Genomic DNA, 19,180 nt, shown 5'->3' with positions numbered 1-19,180 from the left:
GCTCCGTCCGCCTGCCTTTTTTGCGCCGTATCTTCCGCGACACGTGCCCTCAGCGCTCAAAAACCATATTTGCACTTAGATTTCGTTAATCACGTTTTTCCCATCAACGGCGGACGAACAGCTTTTCAGCTGCTTACTAAAGGTGGGTTGACCAAGGTGTGTCCGCCTAAATCGTAAGGGCTTCAGCAGGCAGTTAATGCCGAAGGTTGGGCATGTTTGGCTCTGAGTGCTGTCACCTAGGTCTTCCGGGAAAAGGTCGTGTCCATTCCGGTTTGCAAGCGACTGTGAATGAATGACCAGGAGCGTACCAGCCTCGATGCTAGCCTAAATGGCCGCAATTCGGTCGTTAGAAGTCAAAAGGGCCTCAGCGCGAAAGCGTCCGCTTTCTCGGTCTTCGTTTCCAAAGCCAGACCTTCCGCAATCCACCCACTTTCAGCCTTAGTGGGCATGGACACTTCGGCCCAAGAGCCGACATGCAAAGCCATTCATTTTTTGACCATTCCGCGCGGGCGCGAAGCTTTTAGCTATAGGTACACGGGGCGGCGGGACTGGGGGGCGAGGCAAATCATTGGCGCGATCTTGGGGGACACCGAGGCCGCTAGCCGAATATATCGCAAAGCCAGTTTTCTCTCGCGCGCGCGAGGGCTTCTATAGTAGAGGCAATTAGCCGTAAGAAACGGCATGCCTCGCCCAAACGTGGGGGAGGGTGTGGGGGAAGTTTGATAACTTGAAAAACAATCAAAGGATATCAAACGCCTAGCGGCTGGGTTCTATTCAAGCCCTGCCACCACCTTCTCCTCTCTGTTCTTACCTTTTTCGATCTGGGCAATTCATGCGCGCGCTTCGCTCGCGATGATCGGGGATCCTGGCTGCCGCGCAGTTCGGGGCGATTGCGACCCTCCGCCTGAACGCCAAGGTCCGGGCTGGAAACCTGCGCCAAGAGAGCGCAGGATTGCCCGCGGGGAAGGACGAGGGAGTGGGCATCGATGGGACAGGACGTCGCAGCGGGGGGGTTCACGCGCGCGGACTTCGCGCATTTCGAAGCCCGGCTGGCCGAGGAGACGCAGGCTCTGCGCGATGCCTTTGCCGCCGGGCAGTTGGCCGATGACGGGCCGACCATCGGCCTCGAGCTCGAAGCCTGGCTGATCGACCGCAATTTCTTTCCTGCTCCCTTCAACCAGAGCTTCCTCGAACGCCTCGGCGATCCGAACGTCGTCGCCGAGCTTTCGCAGTTCAATATCGAGGTCAATGCGCCGGTCCTCGGTCTTGCCGGGCGCGACCTTGCCGCGATGCACGAGCATTTGAGCGCGACCATGAGGCGCTGCGCCGCCAATGCGCATGAGGACGTGGCGACCGTCGTCGCGATCGGCACCTTGCCCACCTTGCGCGAAGGCGATCTCTCGATCGAGGCGATGACGCCGATGAACCGGTATGCCGCGCTCAATCGGGAGGTCCAGCGGGCGCGCGGGAATGCACCAGTCGAAATCGACATCGCGTCGCCCGAGCCGGGCGGCGAGCGTTTCGCCGCGTCCTATCGCGACGTCATGCTAGAAGCGGCGACGACCTCGCTGCAACTGCACCTTCAGGTTCCGTGCGATCGGACCTCGCTCTATTACAACGCCTCTGTCATCCTGTCCGCGCCGCTGGTCGCGATTTCGGCCAATGCCCCTTTTCTGTTCGGACGCAGGCTGTGGCAGGAAACCCGCATCCCGGTTTTCGAACAGGCGCTCGGTGGGGTCGAAGGCCCGCCGCGCGTGTCGATGGGGCATGGCTGGATGGAGCCCGACCCGACCGCGATCTTCGCCGAGAACATGGCGCTTTATCCCGTGATACTGCCCGATTGCAGTGACGAAAGTTCGGAGCGTTTCCCCTGCCTCAGGCTCCACAACGGGACGATCTGGCGCTGGGTTCGGCCGATCGTTGGCTTCGGCGAGGGCGGGCGGCCGCACGTGCGGATCGAACAGCGCGTGATGGCGGCGGGCCCGAGCGTCTATGACATGATGGCGAATGCGGCGCTCTATTTCGGCGCGGTCCACGCCATCGCTCCGCAGGTCGAGCGGATGATGCGCGAGATGCCCTTCGAGGCGGCTACGTGCAATTTCTACGCGGCTGCGCAGCGGGGCCTCGATGCTTCCTTGGTGTGGCCGGGTGAGACAGCCGAATTGTCGGCGCGCGCACTGGTCGAGCGGCTTCTGCCGCTCGCTGAGAAAGGGCTCGGCGATCTCGGCATGGATGCGGACCTCATCGACAAGTATCTCGGCGCCATTGCCGCCCGGCTCGCCTCGGGCCGGACAGGCGCTTCGTGGCAGCTGGCGAGCTACGAGAAGCACGGCGATTTCCACCGCATGCTCGCGACCTATCTCGAAAACCAGCGGCTTGGTCTGCCGGTGCACGAATGGCCGCTGTGAGCCTTTGCCGGTGATGCTGAACCATCGCACCGACCTTCCCGCCGGCTTTCTCGATGCGCGAGCGGGCGAGCTTGCCGGCCTACTCGGCGGGCCGACCCTGATCGAATTGCCGGGCGAGCGTCAGCCGCCGCTTTTCGTCTCGATCCTGATGCACGGTAATGAGGATGTGGGGCTGGGCGCGATCCAGCGCGTGCTGCGGGGCTATTGCGATCGGCCCCTGCCGCGCGCGCTGATGCTGCTCGTCGGCAATGTCGCGGCAGCTGCCGGGGGAGTGCGCAGGCGCGAGGGCCAGCCCGATTACAACCGGGTCTGGCCCGGCACGCTCGACCATGTCGGGACCGCAGAAGCGCGAACGATGGCCGAAGTGCACGAGCGGGTGATCGCGCGCGGGGCCTTCGCCGCGATCGACCTGCACAACAACAGCGGGCGCAACCCGTTCTATTCGGTGATCTGCGAGCGCACGCCCGAAGTCATCGCCCTTGCAACCCGCTTTGCGCGGCGTGCGGTTCTTTTCAGAGGGGTTCCGGGCACGCAGACCGCCTCCTTCGCCGGGCGGATACCGGCCATGACCGCCGAATGCGGCAAGCCCGGCAGTTCCGCGCATGAGGACGCGGCGGCCCGCTTCGTTGCGGACGTGCTGGCGAGCGGGACACTCTCGCCCGGCCCGCCGGACGGCGCGCTCGACCTTTATCACACGCTCGGCGTGGTGCGGGTCCGGCCCGAGGTTTCGCTGTCCTTCGCAGGCGAAGCGGCCGATCTCGTTCTCGAATCCGATATCGATCGGCTGAATTTCTTGCCCATCCGCGCGGGACAAGTGCTGGGGCGGGCGCGCCAGCCGATGCCGCTGACCATGATCGACGAGGCGGGCCGCGACGTGGCGGATGAGTTCTTCGCGGTCGAGGACGGCGAATTGCGGCTGGCGAGGGCGGTCACACCCGCCATGCTGACCGGCGATCCGCGCATAGTGCGGCAGGATTGCCTGGGATACCTGATGGAGCGGCTGGAAACCGCCTGATACCCGGCGGCGCATCCGGGCTGCGCCGGATGCGCCGGCAAGGGCCGTGTCAGGCCGCGATGGCTGCGTCTGCCTGCTCTTCCCAGGCGAGGCCCGGGAGGTAGCGGGCATCGACCCTTCCATCCTTCAGCGTGAAGAGGTGGAGCCAGCCATTGTCGAACAGGGCGGCGACATCAGGGTGGCGTTCGAGAATGTCGATGATCGCCTCGCGCGGGGCCTCGATCATCACCGACAGGCGCAGCGGTTCGTGAGCGAGCCTTTCGCCGTCATGCACGCCCTGCCAAGGCAGGCCCGGGCGCAGGCGGCCGCTGTTCCCTTCGATCACGCCGATCCCGCCGACGACGTTGTGGATCAGCTTGTTACCGCCGCCGAAGGTTTCCGGCGCGACGGAAGAGCCGTAATATTGCAGGCTGATCCAGCTCGCGACGACAACGGGCGCGGTGATGATGAGTTCAAGCGTCGCGAAGCCAACGTCGGCCTGCCAATCGTAGGAATGCAGGAAGGCCCGCCCGCCGAGATCGCGTCCCGCAGTCGCTTCACGAGGGGCGGCGATGAAGGCTGCGCACCCGGCAAGGCCCCATTCGGGACGGATCTCGGCCCAATTGGTCGCCCGTGCCAGCACGGTGGAGGCCTTCGCCCCCGGCATGCGCAGGGCGCGTTCGGCGCGAGTGATCTCTCCCGCCGCGCTGAGCCATTTACGGACCTGCGCAAGGTCGCTCTCGCGCCCGGCGGTCTGGCCGTCCTCGTAGATCGTGATCGCGTCGGTCGTGGTGTCGTGGAGCCCGGCGACGAACAGCGTGTCGTCGGCGACCTCGATGCCGCGCTCCTTGAGGCCCGCGCGGGTTTCGGGATCGTTGAGCAGCACCGCGAGCAGGCGGGCGGAAACCTCGCCCGTGTAGCCGCCGCAGGCGCCGCAATGATAGGCGCTCTCATGCGGGTTGTTGGTCACGTTGCCGCCATGGCCGAGCAGGAGGACGATCCTGCCGTGGCCCTTGGTGAGGCTCATCGCCTTCAGCAACGCAGCGCCCGTTTCGCCCTTTGTCGCGGCATCGAGGCCGCCGATCACCTGCGGCGTCGGTTCGGCCTTGTCGCCCTTGCCCGCAAGGCCGAGCGCCGAGCGGATGAGTTTAACCGAATAGAGCGGGCCCATCGCCTCGACAAACGCGAAGGAGGAAACCGCCGCCTGCCGGAACCGGCCCCAGGCGCGGCTGGCGCGCAGAGAAATGCGGTCGGCGCGGTCCTTTTCCGGATCGCCCTGGCTCGTGGTTTCGATCGCCGGGTTCAGCAGGACCGGCAGGCGCGCCTCTATCGTATCGGAAGCATGGGAGCGGTGAGCGAGCGGCAGGCCGAAAAAGCCCGCGAACCCGATCGTCTCGATTCCTGCGTCGACGCTTTCGAGCGCGCGGCGGAAGACTTCGGAACGCACGTCGATGCAGAATGCGGCCTGCAGTTCGGGCCGCTCGGGCGTTTCGCCAGCGCCGTCGAGCGCGGCGGCGAGGCCGCGCTGGTGCGCGCGGTCGGCGGCGTCCTGCAGGATCGCGAGCACGACCTGTTCGGCCGACGGCTCTACCGGCTGTTCATGGGCGGCGACCGTCTCGGCCCAGCGTTCGGCGATCGCGGGGACGTGGGCGAGCAGCGCTTCTTCAAATATCAGCCGGATCGCCAGCAGATCGGCCATGGTGCGGTCGGTGTCCTCCTTGAGTTCGGCCTGCCACAGCATCCAACGGGCATGCTGCGACCAACCGCCGAGGCTCATGAAGAGACGGTGGAAGGCGGTCTCGGCGGCCTCGTCGGTGATGCCGAGCGCTTCGGAAGCGAACAAGATCGCGCGTTCCGCGGTGTCGGGTGCTTCAGCGACATGAGCGCAGAAACCCTTGAGCCCGGCGATCTCCGGCGTGAGGTCGTGGATCGCCCATTCCCGCCAGGCTGAGAAGGCATCGGCCCCTGGCGTCGGCGTCCACAGCGCCTGACCGCGATCGAAATGCCCGGCCGCCCAAAGGCCGAAGGTCTTTTCGATGACGGAGGGCCAGTCTGTTCCAGTGGCTTCGGCGGCAAGGTCGGCGACGGTCGGCAGGGCGCGCGGGGGCGGGGAGGTCTCGGCATTGCCGGCGGCGACCTTCAGCGCGGAGACGGTCCTGGGCTTGAGCGGCGAGTTCGACGCTTCGAGCGCGGCTTCGAGATCGACCTCGGTGATGCGCCCTGCCCGGATCGCGGCGGTGTAATCGGTCGCGGCCTGTGTCGCGCGGCTCCCGCTAACCCGTGCAAGCCGAGCGGCGGCGGTGGCGAGGTCTTCCTTGGTCTGGCCGAGAAAGGGATTGACCGCGACCGTTGCGTCGAGCGGGAAGGCCGGGGGGATCGCGCGCGCGGCGGCTTCGGCAGCTTCGAGCACCTTGGAGAGGCGGACCGGTGTGATCTGGGACTGCTTGAGGAACATGGCGTGTCTCCGGAGAAATCAGGATGCGTGCGGGCGATCAGTTCGAGCGGGTCGTGCGAAAGCCGCCGATAGCCCGGTCGAGCAGCGCGTTCATGTAAAGGCCGTTGGCGAGATGGACCCGCAGCCCTGCAGTCGAGGGATGGTGCGACCACTGCGGGAACAGCGCCTGTGCAAAGGCGACAACGCCGAAGCTGGCGACCGCGATAACGATCAGCGCCCATTCGAGATCGCCCGGGACCGGCGCTGCCGGCAGCAGCGGGCCCCATGCCGCCTCGGCCAGCGCCTGGAAGGAGAAATAGCCGATCGCGGCCGCGAGCGAGGCCATGGCCGTACGCTTCGACAGGGCCATCGGCGCCTGGTCGGCAAGGCCCTGCGCGACGAGATAGGCGACACCGAAGATCAGGATGCCGCCGAGAGCCAGCGCCTGCGGGGTCTTGGGCCCGAACAGCGCCGTGAACGCGAAGGCGATGCCGGCATAGAGCAGGATGGCGAGGCCGAAGCTCTTGAGCACCGCTCCGAAATCGGCCGGGGCGACCGGGCCGGGGCGGCGGATGCTCGCGACATCCTCTACCGCGCCGCCCGAGGAGAGGAAGGCATGCGCCTTGTAGAGCGAGTGGGCAACGATGTGCAGGAGCGCCAGCGTCCACAGGCCGAGGCCGCATTGCAGCAGCATGAAGCCCATCTGCGACACGGTCGACCAGGCCAGCGCCGTCTTGACCGCGCTCTGGGTCAGCATGACCGCTGCGCCGAACAGGGCGGTGAACCCGCCGAGCATGACGAGCGCGGCCATTGCGCCCGAACTCGACTGGACGAGATCGGCATTGGCGATCAGCAGCACGCCCCCCGAATTGATGATGCCCGCATGGAGCAGGGCGGAGACCGGGGTGGGCGCTTCCATCACTTCGGTCAGCCAGCCGTGCAGCGGGAAGGCGGCGGTCTTGAGACCGGCGGCGACGACGATGCAGGCGATCGCAACTGTGACGGCGAGGTCGATCCCCTGCGACTGTGCCAGCGCTGAGAGGGCGGCAAGCTCGGTCGTGCCGAAAGTGACTGCAAGAATCGCGGCGGCCGCAAACAGCATCAGATCGCCGCAATGCCATACGATCGCGAACTTGGTCGCAGCCCGGTGCGCCTCGCGCCGCTCCGGATAGAACAGCAGCAGGCGGCGCAGGGTGATGCCGACAAGGAAGGTGGCGATGGCAAGCGTGGTCAGGCTGGCGGCCTGCGCGAAGACGAGAACCGCCGCGAGGGTCGCGAGCATGAGGCCGTGAAAGGCGCCTTCGCGGCTCTCGCCGTCGAGATAGGTGCGGCTGTAGCGCATCACGATCCAGCCGATGAAGCCGACCAGCATCGCCATTGTCGCGGCCACGAGGTCCGCGCGCATGCCGATCGCGTAGATGCCGCTGCCGGCCATGATGTCCGCAGGATCGGCCAGAATGACCTGTGCCAGTCCCCCGATCGTCAGCAGGAAGGTCACGAGCGCAGCCCCTTCCGACAGGCGCGGCAGGGCGCCCGGGCGCATTCCGCCATTGGCAAGCGCGGGCAGTGCGGCCAGCAGCAGGATCAGCGGGGCAAGGAAGGACAGCGAGAGGTCGAAGGGCATGATCGGTCTCCGTTGGAGCGGTTCAGGGCGGGATACCGGGTGCACTCCATCGATAAAATTTCATATTTTCACGGCAACCGTTCTGTTTTATAGAACAATTGCATGCTGAATCTCCATCACCTGCGGCTATTCCGCGCGGTCGCGCGAGAAGGCACGCTGACCGGCGCTGCGAACGCGCTCAACATTTCGCAATCGGCGGTCTCGACCCAGATCAAGGCGCTCGAGGCTTCGTTCGGCCATGACCTGTTCGAACGGCGCGGACGCAATCTCGTCCTGACCGAGGCCGGGCGCATCGCGCTCGATCATGCCGACGAGATATTCCGGGCCGCCGACCACCTTTCGGCGACGCTGAAGAGTGCTGGGGGCCAGCGCCGGGTGTTGCGGATCGGCGCGCTCGCAACCCTCTCGCGCAATTTCCAGATGCAGTTCATGGCTCCCCTGATCGGACGCGAAGATGTCGAGGTCGTGCTCCGTTCGGGCACGCAGGGCAGCCTGCTGCGCGCGCTCGAGGCGCTTTCGCTCGACGTGGTGCTCACCAATCTCCAGCCCGCGCGCGATGCCGCGAGCCCCTATCTCGTCACGCGCCTCGCCGAACAGGGGGTGAGCCTTGTAGGCCCCGCCGACACGCAGGCGCGCGGCAACCTCGCCGAACTGATCGCGCATGAACCGCTGATCCTGCCGACGCCGGAAACCGCCCTGAGGGCGGGCTTCGATGCGCTGCTCGACCGGATGCAGGTGGTCCCGCGGATCGCGGCGGAAGCCGACGACATGGCAATGCTGCGCCTGCTTGCGCGAAGCGGGGCGGGGCTGGCTGTGATCCCGCCGATCGTTGTGCAGGACGAGTTGGCGAGCGGGGCACTCGTGGAGATATCGCGCCTGCCGGACATCACCGAAATATTCTACGCCGTGACGATCCGCAGGCGCTTTCCCAATCCACTGCTCGGCGAAGTGCTAGAGCGGGCCGAAGAGGATCTCGCCGGCTGAGCGCCTGCCGCCGGCGCCCGCGCTATCTCATGGCGCGTGTGTGACGCCTCGGCCGGATTTTCCCTGCAGACGCCCGCGCGCCCTTGCGGCGCTTCACCCCGGGCAGTAAGGCCGCGCGCTCCATTCGAGAGGCTTTCATGAACGACCCCAAACCCGCGCTTACCGCGCGTCCCGTCATCTCTTCGACCGGCCTGTTCACGCCGGCCGAATCGATCACCAACGAAGAATTGGTCGAGAGCTTCAACCGTTTCGTCGACCGCCACAATGCGGCCAATGCCGAGCAGATCGAGGCAGGCAAGGTCGAGCCGCTCGCTCATTCCTCGGTCGAATTCATCGAGAAGGCGAGCGGGATCCGGGCGCGCCACGTCATGGCCAAGGGCCCGATACTCGACCCCGAGATCATGGCCCCGCGCTGGGATGAACGCGGCGATGACGAGCTTTCGATAATGGCCGAAATCGGCGTCGCCGCCGCGCGCGAGGCGCTGGAACGGGCGGGCCGCGATCCGAAGGATGTCGACGCGGTGCTGTGCGCGGCCTCCAACATGCAGCGGCCCTATCCGGCGATGGCGATCGAGATTCAGCAGGCGCTCGGCATTGACGGTTTCGGTTTCGACATGAACGTCGCCTGCTCGTCGGCGACATTCGGTATCCAGACGGCGGCCGACTACGTTCGCGCGGGCAATGCGAAGAGCGTGCTGGTGGTGAGCCCCGAGATCACTTCGGGCCATCTCAACTGGCGCGACCGGGACAGCCATTTCATCTTTGGCGATGTCGCGACCGCAGTGCTGGTCGAGGATGAAGCGATCGCCCCGGCGGCGCACTGGGACATCCTCGGGACCAGCCTGAAGACGGTCTTCTCGAACAATATCCGCAACAATTTCGGCTTCCTGAACCGCGCCCATCCCGAAACGGCCGATACGCCCGACAAGCTGTTCGTCCAGGAGGGGCGCAAGGTCTTCAAGGAAGTCGTGCCGATGGTGGCGGCGATGATCCTCGAAGAGGCAGAACGGCTGGGCGTCGATCCGCAGGCGCTGCGGCGGCTCTGGCTTCACCAGGCCAATGCCGGGATGAACCGCCTGATCGCGCACAAGGTGCTCGGCCACGAAGCCAGCGAGGACGAGAGCCCGACCGTGCTCGATACCTACGGCAACACGTCGAGCGCAGGTTCGATCATCGCCTTCCACCTTCACAGCGAGGACATGGTGCCGGGCGACACCGGGCTCATCTGCAGCTTCGGTGCGGGCTATTCGGCGGGGACCGTGTTCGTGCGCAAGGCCGCCTGATCGCTTGCGGGTCTGCGTGGCAGACCCTAGATGCCCTTCATGGCAGGCGAAATCTACGACAATCAGGGCCGCGGCGATGCCGCCTGGTCCTGGCCCCCGATCCATCCCGAGGGGCGCAAATTCGGTCTGATCGCGGTGGCGGTCAGCCTCTTTTTCCTATCCCCCTGGATCGATATCGAGATCATCGGCTGGCCGCTTCTGCTGCTGTCGCTGGGCGTCTTCGCGTTCTTCCGCGATCCCGAACGCGTCGTGCCTCAGGCGGAGAACGCGATCGTCGCGCCGGCTGACGGGCTCGTCTCGCTCATCACCGAGGTCGAACCGCCCGAGGAAATGGTCGCCGATGACGGATCGGGCAATCCGGGCCTTTCGCCCGGGCCGGTGACGCGCATCTCGATTTTCATGAGCGTGTTCGACGTCCACATCAATCGGGCGCCCGTCGCGGGGACGATCCGGCGGCTGGTCTACATTCCCGGCAAGTTCATGAACGCCGACCTCGACAAGGCGAGCGAGGAGAACGAGCGCCAGCACATCCTGATCGAACGCGGCGATGGTGTGGCGATCGCCTTTACCCAGATCGCGGGTCTGGTCGCGCGGCGGATCGTGCCTTTCGTCAAGCCCGGCGACACCGTCGCCAAGGGCCAGCGGGTCGGACTGATCCGTTTCGGCAGCCGGGTCGACGTCTATCTTCCGGCCGGGACCGATCCCAAGGTGCTGATCGGCCAGAGCGTCATTGCGGGCGAGACCGTCCTGGCCGAGCTCGGAACGCAGGGCCTGATCGAAGGCATCTCCCAGTGACGGCCGCAGTGATCGCCTGCACTGCCTTGCCCGGGGCCGCTCTGGCGAGGCTCGGGTGAGCCGGCCGCCGCGCCGCAAGACCGGTCCGGTGGTGCCCGCGCGCATCGGCCCCAAGGCGGCCGAGGACGAGGACGGCAAGGCCGCCCCTGATGCCACCGGCCTGACGCTGCGGGCGATGCTGCCCAACGCGATCACTGCCGCGGCATTGTGTTCGGGCCTCACGGGCATCCGTTTCGCGATCGAGGGCCAGTGGTCCTACGCCGTGCTCGCGGTGATCCTGGCGGGTGTGCTCGACGGCATCGATGGGCGCATCGCGCGGCTTCTGAACGCCCAGTCGCGTTTCGGGGCAGAGCTCGACAGCCTTGCCGATTCGCTGTCTTTCGGCATGGCCCCGGCGATCATCATCTATCTCTGGTCGCTCAATGAATTCGAACGTTTCGGCTGGTTCGCCGCGCTCGCCTTTGCGATCTGCTGCGCACTCCGGCTAGCGCGGTTCAATGCGCGGATCGACGTCGACGACCAGCCGCACAGGTCCGCCGGTTTTCTGACGGGTGTCCCCGCGCCGGTCGGTGCGGGGCTCGCCTTCGCGCCGTTCTACCTATGGCAGGAGACAGGTTTCGCGCTGCTGCGCGACCCTGTCGCGCTGTCCGCCTGGCTCGCGCTGATCGCCGTGCTCATGATCTCGAACATGGCGACGCTGAGCTGGGCCGTGGTCCGCCCGCGTCGCAATATCCGCCTGTTCCTAATCGCACTCGCGGCGCTGTTCTTCGCCGTGCTTCTGTTGGAGCCGTGGTGGTCGCTCGCCGCGATGAGCACGGGCTATCTCGCGATGATGCCCTACGGGCTTTATCGTTATGGCCGGATCAAGCGGCGCCGCGCAGCCGAAGCGCGCGACAGGGACGCTGCTGCTGCAGAAGGCTAGGGCGCTGCGCGCGCATGCCGGCGCGGCGCAGGCGAATTTCGCGATGTGCGATTTCGGGCACGAAGCCCGCCGACAGCAGAGCGCGCTCCCGCCGCAACGCGACGAGCGCATGGCGAGCGCGCAGCCAGCTGTCGACCAGGGTGAGCCCGGTTGCGAGCGTCGTGACGATAACGAGAGCGGCGATGACAAGAGCGATCATGGCGGTTTTCCTGCTTGCGTATCCGAGCGTTCAATCTTTGTTCCGCAAGCTTGTTCTATAAGTGTTCTCCGGGGTCAAGCGTTTTGTTCTCCAAATGTTTCTCGTGGAACATTTCGGTGGCTTTTCCCGGCGCGAACGTCTATTGGCGCAGCCCTCGCGAGGGAAAGCGGGCGAATCGCGCCCGGACCTCCCGCGAAATTCACATGGAAGGCGCCCATACCGGTGCCGCAGGCGGGCGATCCGCGGCGGTTCCAGCCTTCCAGAGGAACAACCGGAAAGGAAATACCTATGGCGGGCACCACCGTCACGATGCAGCAATTGATCGAGGCCGGCGCGCATTTCGGCCATCAGACCCACCGCTGGAACCCGCGGATGAAGCCGTACATCTTCGGCGCCCGCAACGGTGTTCACATCATCGACCTGTCGCAGACCGTGCCGCTCTTCGCGCGCGCTCTCGATTTCGTGGAGCAGACTGTCCGCGCGGGCGGCAAGGTGCTGTTCGTCGGTACCAAGCGCCAGGCGCAGGAGCCGATCGCGGAAGCCGCGCGCCAGTCCGGTCAGCACTTCGTCAACCACCGCTGGCTGGGCGGCATGCTCACCAACTGGAAGACGATCAGCCAGTCGATCCGTCGCCTCAAGAACCTCGAGGAGCAGCTTTCGGGTGAGACGCACGGCCTCACCAAGAAGGAAATCCTTCAGCTCACGCGTGAACGCGACAAGCTCGAGCTCTCGCTCGGCGGCATCCGCGACATGGGCGGCATCCCGGACGTCATGTTCGTGATCGACGCCAACAAGGAAGACCTTGCGATCAAGGAAGCGGCCGTTCTCGGCATTCCGGTGATCGCGGTGCTCGACACCAATGTCGATCCGACCGGCATCGCCTTTCCCGTCCCCGGCAATGACGATGCGAGCCGCGCGGTTCGTCTCTATTGCCAGGCGATCGGCGATGCGGCGCGTGCGGGCAAGGGCGGCGCGGCGCACGATTCGGGCGAGGATGTCGGCGCCATGGCCGAACCCCCGGCCGAACCCGCTGCCGAGGAAGCCCCGGCCGAAAACGCCTGAGCGGCAAATCCCCCGCGTCAATCGCGCGTCACAAACAACGATTAGCGCGCCGGGCATCATCAAGCGGTCGACCCGCGATGCCCGGGCGCCGAACCTAGACAAAGGAACACCGAACATGGCCGATTTCACCGTCGCCGATGTGAAGAAGCTGCGCGAGAAGACCGGCGCAGGCATGATGGACGCCAAGAAGGCGCTGACCGAAGCGAACGGCGACATCGAGGCCGCCGTCGACGCGCTGCGCGCCAAGGGCCTCGCCACCGCCCAGAAGAAGTCGAGCCGCACCGCAGCCGAAGGCCTTGTCGGCGTCGCCGTCGAAGGGACCAGGGGCGTGGCGGTCGAGGTCAACTCGGAAACCGACTTCGTCGCAAAGAACGACCAGTTCCAGGATTTCGTACGCAAGACCACGGCGGTCGCGCTCGAACTCGGCAATGACGATGTCGAAGCGCTCAAGGCCGCGGGCTATCCCGGTGGCGGCACGGTCGGCGATAAGCTCACCGACAATGTCGCGACGATCGGCGAGAACCAGCAGATCCGCCGGATCAAGACGATCTCGGTCACCCAGGGCGCGGTCGTTCCCTATGTCCACAACGCCGTCTCGCCCGAGGCGCAGGATCTCGGCAAGATCGGCGTGCTCGTTGCTCTCGAAGGCGATGCGAGCGCCGACGTGCTCGCCACGCTCGGCCGCGATATCGCCCAGCACGCCGCCGCCATGTTCCCGCAGGCGCTCGACGCTGACGGACTTGATGCCGAAGTGATCGAGCGCGAGCGCGCGATCGCCCGCGAGAAGGCTGCCGAAAGCGGCAAGCCTGAAAACGTGCAGGAAAAGATGGTCGAGGGCGCGGTCAAGAAATACGCCAAGGAAAACGCCCTGCTGAGCCAGGTCTTCGTCAAGGACGGCAAGGCCACGGTGGAGGAATATGTCGCGCGCACCGCCAAGGAGGCGGGCGCCACGATCAAGCTCGTCGATTTCGTGCGCTACCAGCTCGGCGAAGGCATCGAGAAGGAAGAAAGCGATTTCGCGGCGGAAGTTGCGGCTGCCGTCGGCGGCTGATCCAGCTTTCCGCTCTGATCGGGAAAGGCCGCTGCATCCACCGAGATGCAGCGGCCTTCTTCATGTTGGCGGGGGCGGGCCATTCCAGCAGTCCAATGTCTCACCCGAGTGATCCGCAAGGGCGGGCCAAAACCGGCGCGCGCCCCTTGGCAGCGGGCGTCTGCGCGGATAAAGCCCGCGCCAACGATAACTCTTGCCGGAAGAGCCCGCCCCCCATGCCCATGCCCGAAATCAAGCGCGTCCTCCTGAAACTTTCGGGCGAGGTGCTGATGGGCGAGCAGGAATACGGCATCGATCCAGGATATGTCGCCCGTCTTGCCGAAGAGGTGAAGACGGCGAAGGACAGCGGGCTCGAGGTCTGCCTCGTCATCGGCGGGGGCAACATCTTTCGCGGTATCGCGGGGGCGGCCAAGGGGCTCGACCGGACAACCGGCGATTACATGGGGATGCTCGCGACGGTGATGAACGCGCTGGCGATGCAGAACGCGCTTGAGAAGCTTGGCGTGCAGACGCGTGTGCAATCCGCTATCCCGATGTCCTCGGTATGCGAGCCCTACATTCGCAGGCGTGCCGAGCGGCATCTAGAAAAGGGCCGGATCGTGATTTTCGCTGCGGGAACGGGCAATCCCTTCTTCACCACCGATACCGGCGCTGCCCTGCGTGCAGCCGAGATGAATTGCGACGCGCTGATGAAGGGGACGAGCGTCGACGGGGTCTATGACAGCGATCCCAAGCACAATCCCGATGCGACCCGCTTCGAGACGGTGAGCTATGACCACGTCCTGTCGCAGAATCTCAAGGTGATGGACGCGACTGCGGTGGCGCTTTGCCGGGAGAACGATATCCCGATAGTGGTGTTTTCGATCCGAGAAAAAGGCAATGTCGCGCGCGTGCTTTCGGGCGACGGCGTGCAGACGATAGTACAGAAGGACAGCTGATCCATGCCGCAATATGACAAGGCCGATATCGAGCGCCGGATGAAAGGTGCCGTGGATTCATTGAGAAGCGACCTTGCGGGCCTGCGCACGGGCCGCGCCAATACCACGCTGCTCGATCCGGTGCAGGTCGAGGTCTATGGCGCGATGATGCCGCTCAATCAGGTCGCGACCGTCTCCGCGCCCGAACCACGTATGCTCAGCGTGCAGGTGTGGGACAAGTCGAACCTCACTGCGGTCGAAAAGGGCATCGCGCGCGCCAATCTCGGCCTCAACCCGATGATCGACGGGCAGACCATCCGGCTGCCGCTTCCTGACCTTACCGAAGAGCGGCGCAAGGAACTCGCCAAGCTCGCCGGGCAGTATTCCGAGAAGGCGAAGATCGCGATCCGCAATGTGCGCCGCGACGCGATGGAAGCGCTCAAGACCGACGAGAAGAAGAAGGAAATCTCCGAGGACGATCGCAAGCGGATGGAAGAGGAAGTCCAGAAGCTGACCGACAAGCATGTCGCCGAGGCCGACGAGGCGGCGGCGAAGAAGGAAAAGGAAATCCTCACGCAATAGTCTGCGTGCGGGGCATTCCGTCTGGAGGGCATATGGGCGCCACGCCCGCAACCGACCAAGCTGCGGCCCGTATCCTCGGCGCGGGGGAGCCGCGTGCCCGGCATGTCGCCATCATAATGGACGGAAACGGGCGCTGGGCGAAGAAGCGCGGCCTGCCCCGCGCAGTCGGCCACCAGCGCGGGGTCGAGGCGGTGCGGCGGCTGGTGCGCGGGCTCGAGCCGATGAAGCTCGAATGCCTGACGCTCTACGCCTTTTCCTCGGAGAACTGGAAGCGCTCGCACGACGAGGTCGACGACCTGATGAACCTGATGCGAAGGTTCATCAAATCCGACCTCGAGGAATTCGTCGCGAACGGAGTGAAGCTGAAGATCATCGGCGACTGGCGCAGCCTCGCGCCCGACATCGTCGCGATGCTAGAAGATGCGCTGGCGCGGACCGCGAATGGCAGGCAGATCCTCGCCGTCGCGCTCAATTACGGCGGGAAGCACGAGATCGCCCGCGCCGCGGCCAAGGCGGCGGCAAAGGGCGCGATCACGCCGGAGGCGATAGAAGCGCAGCTCGACACGCACGACCTGCCGCCGCTCGATCTCCTCATCCGCACCAGCGGCGAGATTCGCCTTTCCAATTTCCTGCTGTGGCAGGCCGCTTATGCGGAAATGCTCTTCGTCGACACGCTATGGCCCGATTTCAAGCCCGAGCATCTCCAGCAGGCGCTGGACGATTTCGCGCGCCGGGAACGCCGCTATGGCGGGCGCTGAGCCACGCCTGAGGCGATTGCGCTCGGTCGGTACGGATCTTTCGGTTCGGCTGGCCTCTGCGGTCGTGATGGTGCTGGTCGCGGGGGGTGCGCTGTGGCTTGGCGGCTGGGTCTGGCTGGGCTTGTGCGGGCTCGCAGCGCTTGGCGTGCTGTGGGAATGGAACCGCATCGTGCGCGCTTTCGCCGCCGGCCCGCTCGCGGAGATCGCGTGGCTGTTCGGCGGGGCCTGTTATGTCGGCGGGGCGGCGCTCGCGATGGCAATGGTCCGCAACGGTGCGCTGGGGCCTGATGCCGGGGCAGGCGGCTACGGCCCGCTCGAAGTGCTGGTGAGCTTTCTTCTTCCGGTCATCGCGGTCGATGTCGGGGCCTATTTCGCGGGCCGCATGATCGGCGGGCCCAAGATCGCGCCAGCGATCAGCCCGTCCAAGACCTGGGCGGGCCTGGGCGGCGGGGCGGTGGCGGCAAGCCTGGTTGCGATCGCCAATGAAGCGCTCGATATCGGGCCGGGCGGGGCGATGCCCGGCGTTTCGGGGAGCGGGATCGCCCTTGCCGTGTTCGCCGGGATGCTCATCGCGGTGATCGCGCAGAGCGGTGATTTCTTCGAAAGCTGGATGAAACGGCGCGCGGGGGTGAAGGATTCCAGCGGTCTCATACCGGGTCATGGTGGGCTGTTCGACCGGCTCGACGGCTTCATTGCGGTGTTCTTCGTGCTGTTTCTGGTTGCCCTCCTGCCCGCTTATCTGGGATGACGGGTCCATGACGAGAACGCTTACGCTGCTTGGCGCGACCGGATCGATCGGAGCATCGACTCTCGATCTCGTGCGCCGCAATCCCGATGACTGGCGCGTCGAAGCGCTGACGGCCAATTGCTCCTCGCGGGAGCTTGCCGCGCTCGCGGTCGAATTCGATGCGAAGCTCGCTGTCGTCGGAGACGAAAGCTGCCTTCCCGATCTCAGGGAAGCGCTCTGCGGCACGGGGATCGAGGCCGCGGGCGGGCCGCGCGCCCTGTGCGAAGCGGCGGCCCGGCCGGTCGATCTCACCGTCGCCGCCATCGTTGGCTGCGCGGGGCTCGGCCCGGTCATGGCCGCGATCGAACGCGGCGGAACGGTGGCGCTCGCCAACAAGGAAGCGCTGGTCTCGGCAGGCGAGGTGATGACCGCCGCGGTGACGAAGCACGGCGCGACCCTGCTTCCTACCGACAGCGAGCATAACGCGATATTCCAGTGCCTTGCGGGCAACAGCTTGGACGATGTCGCACGCATCACGCTGACTGCGAGCGGCGGACCCTTGCGCACCTGGTCGAAGGACCAGCTCGCCAAGGCCACGCCGGCCCAGGCCGTCGCGCATCCCAACTGGTCGATGGGCGCCAAGATCAGCGTCGATTCGGCGACGATGATGAACAAGGGCCTCGAATTCATCGAGGCGCATCACCTTTTCCCGGTCGGGCTCGACCGGCTGCGCATCGTCGTCCACCCGCAGAGCGTCATTCATTCCATGGTCGAATATCGCGACCGTTCGACGCTTGCCCAGCTTGGGCCTTCCGACATGCGCGTTCCGATCGCCTCCTGCCTTGCCTGGCCCGCGCGGATGGACACGCCATTGGAACCGCTCGACCTTGCCGCGATCGGCGAGCTTACCTTTTTCGCACCCGACGAGGTGCGTTTTCCCGCCACCCGCCTCGCCCGAGAGGCGATTGAGGGCGGGGCCGGGGCGCCTGCCGTGCTCAACGCGGCGAACGAGGTCGCGGTCGCGGCGTTCCTCGCCGGTCAGATAGGGTTCAGCCGGATTACGGCAGTGGTGGAAGATACGATGAGCCGTCACCATGCGGCCGCCCCCGGCAATCTCGACGACGTGCTGGCCCTCGATGCCGAGGCGCGCGCCCATGCAGGGGAAATCCTGGAGAATTTCGCCCTTGTTTGAATCGCCCCCCTTTTGGATGTACCTCATCGGCTTCGTACTGCTGCTCGGTCCGCTGGTAACCGTGCACGAGCTTGGCCATTATCTCGTCGGGCGGTTGTTCGGCGTCCATTCCGAGGCCTTCTCGGTCGGTTTCGGCAAGGAGCTTGCCGGTTTCACCGACAGTCGGGGAACGCGCTGGAAGCTCTCCGCGCTGCCGCTGGGCGGTTATGTCCAGTTCAAGGGCGACATGAACCCGGCGAGCGTGCCCGACACCGGGCCCGCGAGCGCTGCCACGCAAGAGGAACTGCGCGGCAGTTTCCAGCACGCCGCGCTGTGGAAACGCGCGCTGATCGTGGCGGCGGGGCCTGTCACGAATCTCGTCGTCACCATCGCCATCTTCGCCTCGCTTTTCTCCATCTTCGGCAAGCCGGTGATCGAGGGGGTGGAGGATTCGCGACAGGTTGCGGTCTTCACCGAGGAATCGGTCGCGCGCGAGGCCGGATTGGAAATCGGCGACACGATCCTTGCGGTCGACGGTGAGCCGATGGCTGATTTCGACGACATCAAGGCGGCCGTGGCGATCCATCCCGGCGAGCGCATGATCTTCACCGTGGAGCGCGAAGGCGAGCGTGTGGACATCCCTCTCACGACCGCCCGCGAGGATCGGACCGACCAGTTCGGCAATACCAGCAGTATCGGTTTCATCGGCGTTGGACCGGGCGGGGGGCGCTATACCTTCGAACCGGTGGGTGCCTTGCAGTCGATTCCGATGGCTTTCGAGCACACCTGGGACGTGCTCGGCATGATGGTGACCGGGATCAAGCAGGTCCTGACGGGGGAACGCTCGATCAAGGAACTGGGCGGGCCGGTCAAGATCGCGAAATATTCGGGCGAGCAGATGAGTTTGGGCGTCGTCGCCTTCATCCAGTTCGCCGCGCTGATCTCGCTTAATTTGGCATTCATCAACTTCTTGCCAATCCCCGCGCTCGATGGCGGGCACCTTGCCTTCTATGCCGCCGAAGCGATCCGCCGCAAACCGGTTGGGCCGCAGGCGACCGAATGGGCTTATCGCACGGGGATCTTCCTCGTTCTGGCCTTCATGGCCGTGGTGACGGTTAACGATGTCGTCTCGCTGCCTGTATTCGGTCCGCTGTTCGGAAGCTGACGCAAAGGAAAGGTGTCTACATGACCGAGCGGCCTGGCCCTCTCGGCTTGATTGCGCGCGACGCTTGGGGCACAGGCGGGGCGCTTGAATTCGACCGGGTGGGG

Annotated in this window: 17 protein-coding genes; 14 read left to right on the top strand and 3 right to left on the bottom strand. The window is 65.5% G+C overall.

Going from position 1 to position 19,180, the window contains the following annotated elements; all coding sequences use genetic code 11:
* Nucleotides 1-986: 986 nt before the first annotated feature.
* Both Ga0102493_RS09795 and Ga0102493_RS09790 read left to right on the top strand, forming a co-directional pair.
* On the top strand, nt 987-2,408 hold the full coding sequence (locus Ga0102493_RS09795) for a glutamate-cysteine ligase family protein (RefSeq protein WP_034900831.1): 1,422 nt from the start codon (nt 987-989) through the stop codon (nt 2,406-2,408).
* A gap of 13 nt (nt 2,409-2,421) precedes the next feature.
* Entirely contained in the window at nt 2,422-3,423 is a 1,002-nt protein-coding gene (locus tag Ga0102493_RS09790; RefSeq protein ID WP_034900832.1) for a M14 family metallopeptidase, read from the top strand.
* A 49-nt stretch (nt 3,424-3,472) separates the two neighbouring features.
* Here Ga0102493_RS09790 and Ga0102493_RS09785 read toward each other — a convergent pair whose 3' ends face one another.
* Nucleotides 3,473-5,857 carry a YbcC family protein gene (locus Ga0102493_RS09785; protein ID WP_051697531.1) on the bottom strand — a complete coding sequence of 795 codons (2,385 nt, stop codon included), beginning with the start codon at nt 5,855-5,857 and terminating at the stop codon, nt 3,473-3,475.
* Nucleotides 5,858-5,894: 37 nt separating this feature from the next.
* Complete coding sequence (locus Ga0102493_RS09780) at nt 5,895-7,460, bottom strand: proton-conducting transporter transmembrane domain-containing protein (RefSeq protein WP_034900833.1); 1,566 nt, start codon at nt 7,458-7,460, stop codon at nt 5,895-5,897.
* A gap of 102 nt (nt 7,461-7,562) precedes the next feature.
* Between Ga0102493_RS09780 and Ga0102493_RS09775 the strand changes: the two genes are divergently transcribed.
* From Ga0102493_RS09775 to pssA, 4 genes are all read left to right on the top strand, one after another.
* Nucleotides 7,563-8,444 (top strand): LysR family transcriptional regulator, encoded by an 882-nt coding sequence (locus Ga0102493_RS09775; RefSeq protein WP_034900834.1) that lies wholly within the window; start codon nt 7,563-7,565, stop codon nt 8,442-8,444.
* A 137-nt stretch (nt 8,445-8,581) separates the two neighbouring features.
* The gene (locus Ga0102493_RS09770; RefSeq protein WP_034900835.1) at nt 8,582-9,727 is read left to right on the top strand and encodes a beta-ketoacyl-ACP synthase III; all 1,146 of its coding nucleotides are present in this window, start codon (nt 8,582-8,584) and stop codon (nt 9,725-9,727) included.
* 39 nt (nt 9,728-9,766) lie between these two features.
* Entirely contained in the window at nt 9,767-10,522 is a 756-nt protein-coding gene (locus Ga0102493_RS09765; RefSeq protein WP_034901748.1) for a phosphatidylserine decarboxylase, read from the top strand.
* Between the two features lie 103 nt (nt 10,523-10,625).
* The gene (gene pssA, locus Ga0102493_RS09760) at nt 10,626-11,444 is read left to right on the top strand and encodes a CDP-diacylglycerol--serine O-phosphatidyltransferase (protein WP_051697688.1); all 819 of its coding nucleotides are present in this window, start codon (nt 10,626-10,628) and stop codon (nt 11,442-11,444) included.
* Here pssA and Ga0102493_RS09755 read toward each other — a convergent pair.
* Entirely contained in the window at nt 11,386-11,643 is a 258-nt protein-coding gene (locus tag Ga0102493_RS09755; RefSeq protein WP_034900837.1) for a hypothetical protein, read from the bottom strand. The two genes, pssA and Ga0102493_RS09755, sit on opposite strands and share 59 nt — an antisense overlap.
* 288 nt (nt 11,644-11,931) lie before the next feature.
* Here Ga0102493_RS09755 and rpsB point away from each other — a divergent pair, with 288 nt between their 5' ends.
* The 8 genes from rpsB to rseP all read left to right on the top strand — a co-directional run bounded on the left by rpsB (nt 11,932) and on the right by rseP (nt 19,076).
* The gene (gene rpsB / locus Ga0102493_RS09750; RefSeq protein WP_034900838.1) at nt 11,932-12,705 is read left to right on the top strand and encodes a 30S ribosomal protein S2; all 774 of its coding nucleotides are present in this window, start codon (nt 11,932-11,934) and stop codon (nt 12,703-12,705) included.
* Between the two features lie 115 nt (nt 12,706-12,820).
* Nucleotides 12,821-13,756: a translation elongation factor Ts gene (gene tsf / locus Ga0102493_RS09745; protein ID WP_034900839.1), complete on the top strand. Its 936-nt coding sequence runs from the start codon at nt 12,821-12,823 to the stop codon at nt 13,754-13,756.
* A gap of 215 nt (nt 13,757-13,971) precedes the next feature.
* A complete protein-coding gene (pyrH, locus tag Ga0102493_RS09740) occupies nt 13,972-14,694 on the top strand; it encodes a UMP kinase (protein ID WP_034900841.1) in 723 nt (240 codons plus the stop codon).
* 3 nt (nt 14,695-14,697) lie between these two features.
* Complete coding sequence (gene frr / locus Ga0102493_RS09735; RefSeq protein WP_034900843.1) at nt 14,698-15,255, top strand: ribosome recycling factor; 558 nt, start codon at nt 14,698-14,700, stop codon at nt 15,253-15,255.
* Between the two features lie 32 nt (nt 15,256-15,287).
* Nucleotides 15,288-16,013 (top strand): polyprenyl diphosphate synthase, encoded by a 726-nt coding sequence (gene uppS, locus Ga0102493_RS09730; protein WP_051697533.1) that lies wholly within the window; start codon nt 15,288-15,290, stop codon nt 16,011-16,013.
* Nucleotides 16,000-16,761, top strand: a complete 762-nt coding sequence (locus Ga0102493_RS09725) for a phosphatidate cytidylyltransferase (protein WP_034900845.1) — start codon at nt 16,000-16,002, stop codon at nt 16,759-16,761. Before uppS ends, Ga0102493_RS09725 begins: the two co-directional genes overlap by 14 nt.
* Before the next feature lie 7 nt (nt 16,762-16,768).
* Nucleotides 16,769-17,932 (top strand): 1-deoxy-D-xylulose-5-phosphate reductoisomerase, encoded by a 1,164-nt coding sequence (gene dxr, locus Ga0102493_RS09720; protein WP_034900848.1) that lies wholly within the window; start codon nt 16,769-16,771, stop codon nt 17,930-17,932.
* A complete protein-coding gene (gene rseP / locus Ga0102493_RS09715) occupies nt 17,925-19,076 on the top strand; it encodes an RIP metalloprotease RseP (RefSeq protein WP_335659922.1) in 1,152 nt (383 codons plus the stop codon). Before dxr ends, rseP begins: the two co-directional genes overlap by 8 nt.
* Nucleotides 19,077-19,180 lie beyond the last annotated feature (104 nt).

The sequence above is a fragment of the Erythrobacter litoralis genome (assembly GCF_001719165.1).
GTDB classification, from domain to species: domain Bacteria; phylum Pseudomonadota; class Alphaproteobacteria; order Sphingomonadales; family Sphingomonadaceae; genus Erythrobacter; species Erythrobacter litoralis.
The sequence above is the reverse complement of the archived record's forward strand: the minus strand, read 5'-3'. Positions and strand labels throughout refer to the sequence as shown.